14 protein-coding genes are annotated in these 12,259 nt (G+C 68.8%); 3 read left to right on the forward strand and 11 right to left on the reverse strand.

What is annotated here, in order from left to right:
* Window positions 1-4: 4 nt before the first annotated feature.
* The 10 genes from ACQEVO_RS08695 to ACQEVO_RS08740 form a co-directional block, all read right to left on the reverse strand.
* A complete protein-coding gene (locus tag ACQEVO_RS08695; protein WP_432910756.1) occupies window positions 5-1,045 on the reverse strand; it encodes an NAD(P)-dependent alcohol dehydrogenase in 1,041 nt (346 codons plus the stop codon).
* Entirely contained in the window at window positions 1,045-1,815 is a 771-nt protein-coding gene (locus ACQEVO_RS08700) for an SDR family NAD(P)-dependent oxidoreductase (protein WP_432910759.1), read from the reverse strand. Before ACQEVO_RS08700 ends, ACQEVO_RS08695 begins: the two co-directional genes overlap by 1 nt.
* 13 nt (window positions 1,816-1,828) lie before the next feature.
* Window positions 1,829-2,584, reverse strand: a complete 756-nt coding sequence (locus ACQEVO_RS08705; RefSeq protein ID WP_432910761.1) for an SDR family NAD(P)-dependent oxidoreductase — start codon at window positions 2,582-2,584, stop codon at window positions 1,829-1,831.
* Window positions 2,581-3,783, reverse strand: coding sequence for an acyl-CoA dehydrogenase family protein (locus tag ACQEVO_RS08710; protein WP_432910763.1), 1,203 nt, complete (start codon window positions 3,781-3,783; stop codon window positions 2,581-2,583). The genes ACQEVO_RS08705 and ACQEVO_RS08710 overlap by 4 nt, the downstream gene beginning before the upstream one ends.
* A 30-nt stretch (window positions 3,784-3,813) precedes the next feature.
* On the reverse strand, window positions 3,814-4,764 hold the full coding sequence (locus ACQEVO_RS08715; RefSeq protein ID WP_432910764.1) for a phosphotransferase family protein: 951 nt from the start codon (window positions 4,762-4,764) through the stop codon (window positions 3,814-3,816).
* Window positions 4,761-5,969 (reverse strand): acyl-CoA dehydrogenase family protein, encoded by a 1,209-nt coding sequence (locus ACQEVO_RS08720; protein ID WP_432910766.1) that lies wholly within the window; start codon window positions 5,967-5,969, stop codon window positions 4,761-4,763. Before ACQEVO_RS08720 ends, ACQEVO_RS08715 begins: the two co-directional genes overlap by 4 nt.
* A gap of 10 nt (window positions 5,970-5,979) precedes the next feature.
* Window positions 5,980-7,131, reverse strand: coding sequence for a thiolase family protein (locus ACQEVO_RS08725; protein WP_432910769.1), 1,152 nt, complete (start codon window positions 7,129-7,131; stop codon window positions 5,980-5,982).
* The gene (locus ACQEVO_RS08730; protein ID WP_432910770.1) at window positions 7,128-7,502 is read right to left on the reverse strand and encodes a Zn-ribbon domain-containing OB-fold protein; all 375 of its coding nucleotides are present in this window, start codon (window positions 7,500-7,502) and stop codon (window positions 7,128-7,130) included. Before ACQEVO_RS08730 ends, ACQEVO_RS08725 begins: the two co-directional genes overlap by 4 nt.
* A 36-nt stretch (window positions 7,503-7,538) precedes the next feature.
* Complete coding sequence (locus ACQEVO_RS08735) at window positions 7,539-8,327, reverse strand: enoyl-CoA hydratase/isomerase family protein (RefSeq protein WP_432910772.1); 789 nt, start codon at window positions 8,325-8,327, stop codon at window positions 7,539-7,541.
* Window positions 8,328-8,428: 101 nt separating this feature from the next.
* Window positions 8,429-9,571, reverse strand: coding sequence for an acyl-CoA dehydrogenase family protein (locus tag ACQEVO_RS08740; protein WP_432910773.1), 1,143 nt, complete (start codon window positions 9,569-9,571; stop codon window positions 8,429-8,431).
* A gap of 92 nt (window positions 9,572-9,663) precedes the next feature.
* On the opposite strand from ACQEVO_RS08740, the gene ACQEVO_RS08745 reads away from it, so the two are divergent.
* Genes ACQEVO_RS08745 through ACQEVO_RS08755 form a run of 3 tightly spaced genes read left to right on the forward strand, consistent with a single transcriptional unit; the run spans window position 9,664 to window position 11,468 of the window.
* The gene (locus tag ACQEVO_RS08745; RefSeq protein ID WP_432910776.1) at window positions 9,664-10,047 is read left to right on the forward strand and encodes a nuclear transport factor 2 family protein; all 384 of its coding nucleotides are present in this window, start codon (window positions 9,664-9,666) and stop codon (window positions 10,045-10,047) included.
* The gene (locus ACQEVO_RS08750) at window positions 10,044-10,412 is read left to right on the forward strand and encodes a hypothetical protein (protein ID WP_432910778.1); all 369 of its coding nucleotides are present in this window, start codon (window positions 10,044-10,046) and stop codon (window positions 10,410-10,412) included. The genes ACQEVO_RS08745 and ACQEVO_RS08750 overlap by 4 nt, the downstream gene beginning before the upstream one ends.
* Window positions 10,413-10,442: 30 nt before the next feature.
* Window positions 10,443-11,468 carry an NADP-dependent oxidoreductase gene (locus ACQEVO_RS08755; RefSeq protein ID WP_432922488.1) on the forward strand — a complete coding sequence of 342 codons (1,026 nt, stop codon included), beginning with the start codon at window positions 10,443-10,445 and terminating at the stop codon, window positions 11,466-11,468.
* Between the two features lie 8 nt (window positions 11,469-11,476).
* Here ACQEVO_RS08755 and ACQEVO_RS08760 read toward each other — a convergent pair whose 3' ends face one another.
* Window positions 11,477-12,247 (reverse strand): MerR family transcriptional regulator, encoded by a 771-nt coding sequence (locus ACQEVO_RS08760; protein WP_432910780.1) that lies wholly within the window; start codon window positions 12,245-12,247, stop codon window positions 11,477-11,479.
* Window positions 12,248-12,259: the final 12 nt, after the last annotated feature.

Here is a 12,259-nt window from a genome sequence, read left to right on the forward strand (position 1 = left end):
CCGGTCACGGCGGTGGGACCAGCACCGCGCGGCCGGTGATACCGCCCGACCGCAGCTGCCGGTAGACCTCGACCGCCGCGGTGAGCGGATAGGTCTGCGCGGTGACGTGCAGCGCGCCCCGCCGTGCCATCTCGACCACGGCAGCGAGGTCCGCGCGTGGTCCCCAGAACGGCGCCGAAATGCCCCAGCCGGCGGCCAGCCCCACGTCTTTCCCGGCCGTGATACGTCCGCCCGCACTGCCGACCACCGACAACCGGCCCCCGGGCGCCAGCGCGGCGGCGGCCGGGGCCACCGTGCTCGGCGCCCCGGCGAAATCCAGGATCAGATCCGCGCCCTCGCCCAGCGCACCGGCCGCGGCGGCGGCATCCTCGAACACGGCGTCCGCGCCCAGCCGCCGGGCCATCTCCCGCGCCTCCGCGCGGGTATCGACCGCGACGATCTGCCCGGCGCCGAATGCGCGCAGGATCTGCAACGCGAAATGGCCGAGGCCACCGACGCCGATCACCAGGCAGACACTCTGCGCGTCGATGAGGTCGCGGTGTTCGCGGACCGCGTGGTAAGCGGTGAGCCCGGCGTCCGCGAGCGGTGCGCAGTGCACCGGATCGACACCGGCCGAGCGCACCAGGAACCGGGCCGCGGGAACGAGGACCGCCTCGGCCAGCCCGCCCGGATAACCGAGTCCGTTGCCGATGGGTGCCCCGCGACCGTCGCGGGGGCGCAGGCGAAGACAGTAGTTCTCCCGGCCGCGCAGGCAGTTCCGGCAACCGCCGCAACCCCAGATGCCGTGCACGACGACCTGTTCCCCGATCCAGTCGTGGTCGGCGGCCGGTCCTGCCTCCACCACGGTCCCGGCCACCTCGTGGCCCAGGGTGAGCGGTAGCGGGTAGTCGAAACTGCCCGCCGCGGCGTCCATGACGTGCAGGTCCGAGCGGCACAGTCCGGCCGCCGCCACCTGGATCAGGAGTTCCTCACCGCGTGGCCGCGGCAGGGGAATCTCGCGGAGTTCGGGTTCGGCTCCCCAGGCGGTGAGTTGTACGGCGAGCATCAGCGTGCGGTCCAGCCGCCGTCGACCACGAGCGCCTGCCCGGTCATATAGGAGGAGGCGTCCGAGGCGAGGAACACCACGGCCCCGTCCACCTCACCGGCCCGGCCGCCGCGCCCCAGCATGGTGTTGCGGCGGACCCAGCCCGCCGATTTCTCGTTCTCGAACAGGCCGTCGGTCATCTCCGTATCGAACCAGCCGGGGACCACGGCGTTCACGCGGATACCCCGACGGCCCCATTGACCCGCGAGCTCGCGGGTCAAACCCAGCGTTCCCGCCTTGGAGGCCGCGTAGCTCGCGCCACCGATCGGCGCGGTCGACACCAGGCCGATCACCGAGGAGATATTGATATACGATGCCCGTTCGCCTTCGGGGAGCCGGGACGCCGCGTAGGTGGCCAGATGAAATCCGGCGAGCAGGTTCAGGTCCAGGATGGCGCGGAACTCCGCGTCGGTCTCCTGCTCGGCGTTCGGCGGTCCCGGGCGGCCCGCATTGTTGACCAGGACGTCCAGGCGCCCGGACTGCTCGTAGCAGCGGTCCACCAGGGCGGTGCGGTCGGCGGGGTCGGTGACATCGCAGCGCACCGGGACGATCCGGGCGTCGGCCGCGGCCAGTTCCCGCAACCTGTCCACCCGGCGCGCGGCGGCGTAGACGGTGGCGCCGGCCGCGGCGAGTGCCCGCGCGAAGCCGACCCCGAGGCCGGAGGACGCCCCGGTGACCACGGCGACCCGGCCGTCCAATCCGAAAAGAGCGTGCAGTGCTGGGCTTTTCATTCCGCGCCGCCTCTCAGTACACCGCGGTGCGGCCGCCGTCGACCGGGATCAGCGCACCCGTCGTATAACCGGCCGCGTCGCTCGCGAGATGGGTGACCAGGCCGGCGATCTCCGCCGGATCGCCGAGCCGCCCGGCGGGCAGCCGGTCGATGATCTTGCCGACGAATTCGTCGTCCCAGTGCTCGGACATATCGGTCGCGAATCCGCCCGGCATCACACAGTTCACCCGCACCGCCGGTGCGTACTCCTGCGCGAAGGCCATGGTGAGTGCGTTGAGCCCGTTCTTGGCCGCGGCGTACATCGCCTCCGGCGGGCTCGGCCGCACCGCGCCGATACTCGAGATATTGATGATCGACCCGCCGCCGGCGGCGGCCATCCGGGCCCCGGCGACGGCCATGAGACGGAACGGGCCCTTCAGATTCACCTCGATGGTCTTGTCCCACAGGCTTTCGGTGACCGATTCCAGGTTCTCGGCGAGCGGGGCGATACCGGCATTGTTGACCAGGATGTCGAGACTGCCGAAGCGTTCGATGATTGCGTCGACAGCGGGTTCGAGGGTGTCCCATCGGCCCACGTGCAACTCCAGCGGGTGGGCGCTGCCGGGGCCGTCGCCGAGTGTGGCGATCGCCGCTTCACACGCGGCGAGTTTGCGGCTGGAGACGATCACGGTGGCGCCCGCGTCGCGCAGTCCGCGCGCGATGGCCAGGCCCAGCCCGCGGCTGGCACCTGTCACCAACGCCACCTTTCCGCTCAAATCCGTTGTGCTCATTTGTATTTCTTCACCTCGAGGCGCGCGATGGTGCGCAGATGGACTTCGTTGGGGCCGTCGGCGATCTGCAGCGCGCGGGTGATGGCATACATCCGGGCCAGCACGGTGTCGTTGCTGACCCCCGCCGCGCCGAAGGTCTGGACCGCGCGGTCGACCACCGTATGCGCGACCTCCATCGCCGCGACCTTGATCGCCGCGACCTCCGACCGCGCCGCCGCGTTCCCCTTGGTATCCATAAGCCAGGACGCCTGCAAGGTCAGCAGCCGGATCTGATCGATCTCCATGCGGCTGCGCGCGATCCACTCCCGCACCACTCCGCGGTCGGCGAGCGGTCCGCCGAACGCGGTACGTTCCAGCGACCGCCGGCACATGAGTTCCAGTGCGCGCTCGGCCATGCCGATGGCCCGCATGGCGTAGTGCATGCGGCCCGGTCCGAGGCGGCCCTGGGCGATGGCGAAACCGTCGCCCTCGGCGCCGAGCATGTTCTGCGCCGGAACCCGGACATCGGTGAACTGCACCTCGCCGTGTCCGAGCCGGTCGTGGAAACCGAACATCGGCAGATCGCGCAGCACCTCGATACCCGGGGCGTCGGCGGGTACCAGGATCATGCTCTGCTGACGGTAGGTGGGTCCGTCCGGATCGGATTTGCCCATGAAGATGATGAGCTTGCAATCCGGGTCGAGGATGCCGGAGATGTACCATTTGCGGCCGTTGAGGACGTAGTGGTCACCGTCGCGGCGGATGGTCGAGGTGATATTGGTGGCGTCGGAGCTGGCCACGGCGGGTTCGGTCATCGCGAACGCCGAGCGGATCTCGCAATCCAGCAGCGGTTTCAGCCACCGCTGTTTCTGCTGTTCGGTGCCGAACATGGCGAGAATTTCCATATTGCCGGTATCGGGCGCCGAACAGTTGATCGTCTCGTTGCCGATGATCGACCGGCCGACGAGTTCGGCCAGCGGGGCGTATTCGAGGTTGGTGAGCCCGGCGCCGAGACCGTCGTGGGTCATGAACAGATTCCACAGGCCCTGCCGGCGCGCCTCGGCCTGCAGTTCCCGCATGACCGGCGGCTGTTCGTGCGGATTGTCCGCGGCGGCGATCTGCTCGTCGTAGATCCGCTCGGCGGGATAGACGTATTGCTCCATGAACTGTTCGAGCCGGACGAGCAGCTCTCGGGTGCGGGTGGAGTAGGAGAAATCCACGGTGCGGCTCCTGAATCGGGGGAGAGGACCTCAACCGGCGAGGAGCGCGGTTCCGGTCTCGATGAGGCGATGGATGGTGGCGGGCAGCTTTTCCTGGTCCGGATCGTGGTGCCGGCCTTCCCGGTGCCGCCGCAGGTTGTGGCCCATGATGGCGGCCATCTTGAGCCGCCCGAGCGCGTCGAACCAGGGCAGCTCGGGCAGTTCCGGCCCGCCCGCGCGGTAGCGGTCCACGAGCTCGGCGGAATCGGGCAGGCCCGCCACCGTGCGGCCCACTTCCGGGAAGTTGGTGCCGTCGGCGAACACCAGGAACCAGCCGAGTTCCACCCGCGGGTCGCCCGCGCTCCAGATCTCCCAGTCGATCAGCGCGACCGGTTCGGTACCGGCGGCGATGATATTGCCGAGCCGGTAGTCACCGTGCACGAGCGTGGGGGTGACCGGGTCGGGGATCCGCCGGCCCAGTAGGTCCAGCAGCCGGTCGCCGCCCGCGACCAGTTCCGGTGGCACCGCGCCGAGCGTGCGGGCCCAGCGGGCGAGTTCATCGGCCGGTGTGAGGGGGGCTTCGGCGCCCGGGATCGAACCCGGGTCGACGGCGTGCAGCCGGGGCAGCACCTCGGCGGCGCGGCGCATCCGTGCCGCGGCCAGGGCGGGTTCGACGGCGGGGTCGTCGAGGACCGGTTCCAGCGACTCCCCGGCCACGAACTCCATGGCGAACCAGGCGGGTTCGTTCTCGTCGACGGCCACGATCCGGGGAACCGGGACATCGGTGTCGCCGAGCGCCCGCATCACCCGGGCCTGCCGCAGCATATCGTGGCGCCCGATCGGCTTGCGGCCGTCCGGCACCGCCTTCACCACGAACGCCGGGCCGGTGGTGGTGACCCGGTAGGTGAGGCCCGAATGCCCGCCGGGCAGCGTCTCGAAGCCGGTGACCTCGAGCTCCAGATCGGTACGCAGACGGTCGCGTACCCGCTGTTCCAGCGTCATGGCCGCGGCTCCTTGGGTAGGCCGAGCACCCGCTCGGCGATGATGTTGCGCTGGATCTCGTCGGTACCGCCGGCGATCCGGTACCCGGGTGCGCCGAGGATGTGTTCGGTCCAGGCGTAGGTGCCCCAGCGTCCGGAATCCGCCGTGAGTTCCCGTCCGAGCAACAGCCGCGCGACCTCGGAGGTCCGTGCCATGGTGTCGGTGGCGAGCAATTTGCCCACCGACGCCTCCGGTCCGGGATCGCGGCCCGCGACCACCGCCGCGGCGACCCGCATCCCCGCGATCCGCTGCACATAACTCCGCGTCACCAGATCCGCGACCCGGTCGCGTTCCAGCTCTGTCGGTTCGCGGCCCAGATTTCTGGCCAGCGTCACCGCCCGGTCCGCGTTCGCCAGGCCGAGCGAGGCGCCGTCGAGCCGTTCCGCGGCGAGCACGGTGAGCGCCACCGGCCAGCCCTTGCCGACCGGCCCGAGCCGCATCCCGTCGTCGAGTACGACACCGTCGAGATAGACCTCGTTGAACGAGCTCCCGCCGGTCATCTGCCGGATCGGCCGGACGGTGACCCCGGGCGCGTCCATCGGCACGAGGAAAACGGTGAGTCCCGCGTGTTTGGCCGCCGCGGGATCGGTGCGGCATACCGCGACCCCGAGATCGGCGACCCGGGCCCCGGAGGTCCACACCTTGTGCCCGTCGAGGGTCCAGGTGCCGTCGGCGTTGCGGGCCGCCCGGGTGCGCACGGCGGCCAGATCCGATCCGGCCTCGGTTTCGGAGAAGAGCTGGCAGGCGATGAGATCGGTGCGCAGCATCGAACGCACGTAGCGCGCCCGCTGTTCCTCGGTACCCCATTGCTCGATCGCCGGTGCCACCAGTTGCTGGGTGACCGAGAACATCTCGGTGCGCCGGGGCACATCGAATTCTTCCTCGGCCCGGCGGAACGCCAGCGCGTAGGACATCGGCAGGCCACGGCCGCCGTATTCGACCGGCCACGTCAGCGCACCCCAGCCGGCATCGAATTTGGCCTGCTCGTAGGCGCGGATGGTATCGGTGTGCTGCCGTTCTTCCGCGGCGGTCCAGTTCTCGAAGACCGCCACCGAATCATCCCCGTCGCCCCACGCGGATTCGGTGCGCGGCGCGGCTGTGCCGCGCAGCCAGGCGCGGGCCTGCCCGGTGAATTCGGCGAGGTCGGGAAGTTGCTGAGTACTCACTGTGTCCACCTCAGACCGACAGAACCGTGCAGGCGCTGATACCGGGAGCGCCGTAGACATGGGTGAAACCGGTTGTCGGCGCACCCGGAACCTGGCGGCCGCCCGCCTCGCCGCGTAGCTGGGTCACGATCTCGTGCACCTGCCGCAGGCCGGACGCTCCGATGGGTTCGCCGTTGGCGATACAGCCGCCGTCGGTGTTGATCGGCAGCCGGCCGTCGATTTCGGTGCCGCCCGCCGCGATCATCTCCTGCTGCGCACCGGGTTCGCAGAATCCGCATTCGGCCATATGCATGATCTCCGCGCCGCTTTCGGTGTCCTGGAGTTGCGCGACCCCGATTTCGTCCGGCCCGATCCCGGCCTGCTCGAACGCCGCTGCCGCGGCATCCGCGCTGACACTGGTCGGCTCGCCGGCACCCTGGACAGCGGGGCTGAACACCTCGAAGGACCCGAATCGCCGGGTGCGGTGGGTGATCGCCCGCAACCGCACCGGCCGCCCGCCGAGGCGGCGCACGGCGGCCTCGCCCGCGACGACCACGGCCGCGCCGCCCTCGCCCGGCGAACAGAACATGAACTTGGTGAGCGGGTCGTTCACCATATCGGACGCCAGGATCTGCTCGGCCGAAATGGCTTCGCGGCGCCAGGCATTCGGGTTGCGACTGCCGTTGCGGTACGCCTTCTCGGCGACCTTGGCCAGCGTGTCCGTGGAGATCCCGTGCTCCCGCATATAGCGGCCGATCTTGGCGCCGAAGAACTGCGTCGTCACCATCAGCCCGGCCGAACCGTAGCCCGCGGGCAGACCCCAGTCGGCCGGGTCCGGATCGAACGCGCCCCGCGGGTGTTTGTCGAAGCCGACGGCCAGGGCGATCTCCGCGGCACCGGAGCGGACCGCGTTGACGGCCGAGAACAGCGCACTTCCACCCGTGGCGCACCCGTTCTTGACATTGGTGAAGGGAATACCGGTGAAACCGAGTTCGGCCACCAGGGTGTCGGCCAATCCCGACCCGTCGCTGCCGCCGTAGGCGACCTGGATATCTGGCCAGGTCAAGCCTGCGTCGGCGAGTGCGTTACCGATCGCCTGGAGGGCGAGTTGCCGCCCGCTGACCCCGGGCTGCCGGCCGAAGCGGGACAGTCCACTACCGATGATCGAAACCTGCTGGGTCACCGGACCTCACTCTGCTGACGGGATAGGGTGGCGAACCGGGGCACCGGCGTCACGGTGACGAGGCGTACCGGTGCCCGGTCCAGATCGGCGAAATCGTCGCAGTCGAGAATCGCCTCGACCTTGATCCCTTCCGGGAGCTCGACATAGCCGACGGCGTAGGGCGTGAAGCCCTCGGCGGGAACGACATACGGTGGCGATTTCGGCGCGAACCGCTGCACGGTGTGCGCCCACACCACGCCTTCGGTGCTCAGCGCCAGCGGTTCGGCGGTCGGTGCGGCGCAGCGCGCGCAGTTCGCGCTCGCCGGATAGCCCACCGTGCCGCATACCGTGCACCGACTGCCTTCCAGGACCGGATTCGCCTGCTCACCCATGTCGTTCCTTCCGTTTCGTGGCTGCCTATACGGGATTCAGCGGCCGACCCACTTGGGTTCGCGCTTCTCCAGGAAGGCGTTCACACCCTCGCGCGCGTCCTCGGACTGCAGGGCATTGCCGACGGCGAGATGTTCCATCACCATCAGCGACTGGATATCGGCGTCCAGACCGCGATCGATGGTCATCTTGGTGAGCTTCATGGCGAACGGGCTCTTGTCCACGATCGGGGCGATGAAATCGGCGACGAGCCGATCCAGTTCGGCCGCGGGCGCGGAGGCGTTGATCAGATCGAAGTCGGCGGCCTCCTTGCCGCTGAGCAGTTTGCCGGTGAGCATCAGTTCCTTGGTCTTGCGGATACCGATCATCCGGGGCAGCCGGTAGATGGGTCCGGCACCGCCGAACAGGGCCCGCCGGATGTGGAAGTCGCCGATCTTGGCGTCTTCGGCGGCGACCGCGAAATCGCAGGAGATCATCAGCTCGAAGCCGCCCGCGGTGACGTAGCCCTCGAGCACCGCGACCGACGGGGTGTTCATCGAGTACAGCCGGTCGCACACCTTCGCGGAGAGCACCGCGACGTCCATGGCGTTGGTTTTGCCGACGTAGTTCTCGCGCAGTTCGTCGAGGTCGAAGCCGGAGCAGAAGGTGTTGTTCCGGCCGCGCAGCACGAGCACCTTCAGCTCGGGATCGTTGTCGACCTCGACGATGATCTCGTCGAGCCGGTGCAGCAGTTCCACCGTGACCGCGTTCTTCTTGTGCGGGCGGTTGAGCCAGACCCGGGCGATCTCGCCATCTTTCTCCAGGACGATGTGGTCGGTGTCGATCATCGGAGCCTCTTTCGGGGATTGTTCCTGAACTGGATTCACTTCAGTTCTACTCGACGGCGGGAGGCACGTCAATACGGATTTGCGGGGGACCGTAGGACTGGTCACACGCCGATCAGTGCGGCGACGCGGGCCCGGTGGCTGCGCGCATCCCCCTGTGCGGCTTCGTTTCCCAGCACCCGGCGGAAGTACGAGTGCGCGGCATGCTCCCAGGTGAACCCCACCCCGCCGTGCAACTGGACGGCCTCGCTCGCCGCGTGCACGGCGGCGTCGGTGCACACCGCCCCGGCCACCGCCACGGCGAGCCGGGCGGAATCGGGGTCCTCGGCGTACAAGGCGGCCGCGTACCGCGACGCCGAGCGGGCCCGTTCCAGTGCAACCAGGAGATCGGCCAGCCGATGTTTGACCGCCTGGAACGATCCGATGGGCCGGCCGAACTGCCGCCGGGTCCCGGCGTACGCCACGGTCATCTCGAGCAGGCGATCGATGGTTCCGGTGTTCTCGCAGGCGAGGGCCAATGTCGCCAGGTCGCGCAGGCGGGTACTCGCTGCCTCGGTGGCGTCCGGTGTCGTGAGCGGTACCGCCGGGCAGTCGAGCACCGCGATATCGGCTTGCCGTCTCGTCGGGTCTAGTACGCGGCGTTCCGTCCGCACGGTGTCCTCGGGTAGGCGCAGCGCGAACAGTCGCGACCCGTCGGCCGTCTCGGCCGAGGCGATGACGATATCGGCGCTTCCGCCGCCGATCAGGTGGGTGACCGTGCCGTCGGCGCGCCATCCGTGCGGACCCGGTGTGGCCCGTAGATCGTCGGTGTCCGGGCCGAGCGCGCTCACTGTGGCGACGAGATCCCCGGTGAGCACCTCTGGAAGAAGGTTGCCCTCGGCTTCCGGCGCGGTGAGCAGGGCGTGGGCGCCCAGGACCGCCGAGCTGTACACGGGCTCGCAGACCAGTGCCCGGCCGCATTCCTCGAGGACCACGGCCAGTTCCGCGGTTCCGTAGCCGAGGCCGCCGTACTGCTCCGGGACGGCCAGGCCGGCCACCGACATCTCGTCGGCCAGTATCCGCCACAGATGTGGTGAGTAGCCCGGATCGGTGTCCGCGGCCGCGCGGACCTGATCGATATCGCTGTACTTCCCGAGCAGCCCCCGCAGCGATTCACGCAGCTGGACCTGTTCGGCATCCGGGGTGAGTCCCGGTGGTTCCGAGCGTGGCCAGGGGCTTTCGACGACAGCTGCCGAGGTCGGAGACATATTCTCCCCTTGAGTTGAGTTCAATTCGATAATTCGGAGCCTAGCGGCTGAACCTCTCGACAAGAAGAGGTGGGCTGAACTAAGTTCATTTCATGACCCACGTGATCGAGGCTTATTACGCGGCGGTCGACAGCGGCCGGCTGCGGGACGCGACGGCCATGCTGGCCGAGGACGTCGAATTCGCGATGGTTCTGCCGACGGGAGTCAATCGCGACCGCGGTCGTGCGGCCATGTTCGACTACCTCAGCGGCAGGCCGAAGGTGAACCGCAAACACCGGTTGCTGCGCGTCGCCGCCGACGGCGATATGAACTTCGCGCACGGTGCGGTCACCGAGAACGATTCCGTCACCACCGGCTGGTTCGTCGCCGCCATGCATATCGGCGCCGACGGCCGCATCGACAGGTACCAGGTTTCGTTCAGCGCGGATTTCGCGCTGCTACCGGTACAGACCTCGAACGAAGGAGCGCGGGCATGACAACGGTGCCGGTACTCACCCGATGGTTCGGCTATATGGATTCCGACGACCCGGACCGGGTGCTCGGGATGATCGCCGACGATTTCACCATGTCCGTGCAGTTCTCCCAAGGCGGCGGGCAGAGCGCCGAATTCGTCGGAGACCGTGCGGGATTGGTCGGCTATCTGGCGCAGCGGGAGAAGAGCACACTGATCCACCACCTCGATGTCGGCGTGGTCGCCGGCGACTACGAACTGGTCGTCGGCCGCACCACGCGTAACGGGGCGTTCGAGGCCTCCTTCAACGCGACCGCCCAGCTCGACTCCACCGGCGCGGTCCGCCGTCTGCTCATCGCCCGCACGCCCGAAGTCGCGTTCGTGCGCTGACCCGCGCCGCCGACCGTACCGGAGGACCGACTGTTGAATCGTCACGTGCGGCTGGCCCGCCGACCGGCCGGGAAATTGACCGCCGCGGACCTCGAGCTGGCCGAGGCCCCGATCCCGGAACCGGGGCCGGGTGAAATTCTCGTCCGCAACACCTGGCTGTCGATCGACCCGTCGATCCGGATCCGTCTCGCCGCCACCACGCCGAACGGATACCTGCCCCCACTGCGCCCCGGCGACGAGCTGTCCGGGCTCGCCCTCGGAACGGTGCTCGAATCCCGGTCCCCGGAGTTCGCCGCCGGCGATCTGGTTTCGCATACGCTCGGCTACCGGGAGTACGCACTGCTCGGCACCCGGGCGCAGACGATCGGCGGCTACGGCGCCCCGGCCCGGGTCGATGCCGGTGCGCTACCGCCCCGATGGTTCCTCGGTCCACTGGGGAGCGCCGGGCTCACCGCCTATGCCGGGTTGTCCGAGATCTTGGAGCTGAATCCGGCCGACACACTGTGGGTTTCGTCCGCTGCCGGCGCCGTGGGTTCTCTGGCCGCACAACTCGCGAAGATACGGGGTGCCACCGTGATCGGTTCCGCCGGCAGCCCGGAGAAGGTCGCTTTCCTGCGCGACGAACTGGGGGTCCCCGCGTTCGACTATCACGCCGGTTCGCTCTCGGAGTCCCTGGCCGCTCTCGCGCCCGGCGGAATCGATACCTATTTCGACAATGTCGGCGGCGACCATCTGACCGCCGCCCTGGACGCCCTCCGGCCCGCCGGTCGTATCGCGCTCTGCGGAGCCGTCTCCGGGTATGACGGCGCCGCGCCGGCGGGCCCGCCCAACCTTTTCACCATGGTGTCGAAAGGTTTGCGTATGCGCGGTTTCCGTGCCGGTTCCTTCACCCACCTCGAGGAACGGATGCGCAAGGAGGTCGCCGGATACTTGGCGGACGGCCGGTTGATCCACCGGGAAACGATTTTCGACGGAATCGAGGCCGCGAGTACGGCCCTCCTGGCAATGCTGTCCGGCGCGACCACCGGAAAAACACTCTGCCGGCTCGATTTCTGATCAGATCGCTACGTACGTTCGGCGCGGCCGGCCTTGCGTTCGCGTTCGCGTTCGGCCGCGGTCGCGAGGTAGTCGCCCAGTTCGCGGGCGAGGGTGGCGTCGAGGGAGCGGGCCAGACTGGTGTGCACCGCGGCGACCCCGAGTTCGCGCATGGTGTTCAGCATGCGGGTGGTTGTGGCGATCTCCTCGTTGGTGTCGGGGAGCCAGCCCGGGCCGTGCTCGTCGACGATATGTTGCTTCGCGGCGCGGATGAGGAGGCCGCTGATATCGTCGATCCGCGTCGCGACCTCGGCGTATACCGAGATGAGCGTGCCCAGGTCGATCCCGTACTCGTGCAGTTCGGTGAACGAGGTGAGCAACTGGGTATCGGTGATGGTCACCGTATCGCCGTCGATCCGGACCAGATCCATCCGGCGCAGTTTCTCCACCAGCTCCTCGGACTGTATGCCGAGGATGGTGGTGAGCAGTTCCCGGGAGACCTCGAACGGCTCCTCCTGCGACCAGTTGGCGGTCACCGCGTGTTGCAGGCCGAGTACTTCGGTGAGGTCCTTGCCCGTTTCCCAGCTGGTGATGAAATCGGAGATATGCGCGGTGGTGAACCCGCGTTGCAGCAGCGCGTCGATGAGGCGCAGCCGTTCGAGGTGGGAGTCGTCGTAGATACTGGCGCGACCGTCCTTCGCCGCGGGCGGCGGGAGCAGGCCGCGCTCCTGGTAGGCGCGGACATTGCGGGAGGTGGTGCCCGCGGCGCGGGCGAGATCGTCGATCCGGTATCTCGGCATGGTCGCCGCACC

It is taken from the genome of Nocardia sp. CA-290969 (assembly GCF_050936135.1).
GTDB lineage: Bacteria > Actinomycetota > Actinomycetes > Mycobacteriales > Mycobacteriaceae > Nocardia.

Bases quoted from the DNA above. Each gene is read 5' to 3' on its own strand.
- ACQEVO_RS08695 (WP_432910756.1), bottom strand. From the start codon at position 1,045: ATGCTCGCCGTACAACTCACCGCCTGGGGAGCCGAACCCGAACTCCGC.
- ACQEVO_RS08700 (WP_432910759.1), bottom strand. From the start codon at position 1,815: ATGAAAAGCCCAGCACTGCACGCTCTTTTCGGATTGGACGGCCGGGTC.
- ACQEVO_RS08705 (WP_432910761.1), bottom strand. From the start codon at position 2,584: ATGAGCACAACGGATTTGAGCGGAAAGGTGGCGTTGGTGACAGGTGCC.
- ACQEVO_RS08715 (WP_432910764.1), bottom strand. From the start codon at position 4,764: ATGACGCTGGAACAGCGGGTACGCGACCGTCTGCGTACCGATCTGGAG.
- ACQEVO_RS08730 (WP_432910770.1), bottom strand. From the start codon at position 7,502: ATGGGTGAGCAGGCGAATCCGGTCCTGGAAGGCAGTCGGTGCACGGTA.
- ACQEVO_RS08735 (WP_432910772.1), bottom strand. From the start codon at position 8,327: ATGATCGACACCGACCACATCGTCCTGGAGAAAGATGGCGAGATCGCC.
- ACQEVO_RS08740 (WP_432910773.1), bottom strand. From the start codon at position 9,571: ATGTCTCCGACCTCGGCAGCTGTCGTCGAAAGCCCCTGGCCACGCTCG.
- ACQEVO_RS08745 (WP_432910776.1), top strand. From the start codon at position 9,664: ATGACCCACGTGATCGAGGCTTATTACGCGGCGGTCGACAGCGGCCGG.
- ACQEVO_RS08750 (WP_432910778.1), top strand. From the start codon at position 10,044: ATGACAACGGTGCCGGTACTCACCCGATGGTTCGGCTATATGGATTCC.
- ACQEVO_RS08760 (WP_432910780.1), bottom strand. From the start codon at position 12,247: ATGCCGAGATACCGGATCGACGATCTCGCCCGCGCCGCGGGCACCACC.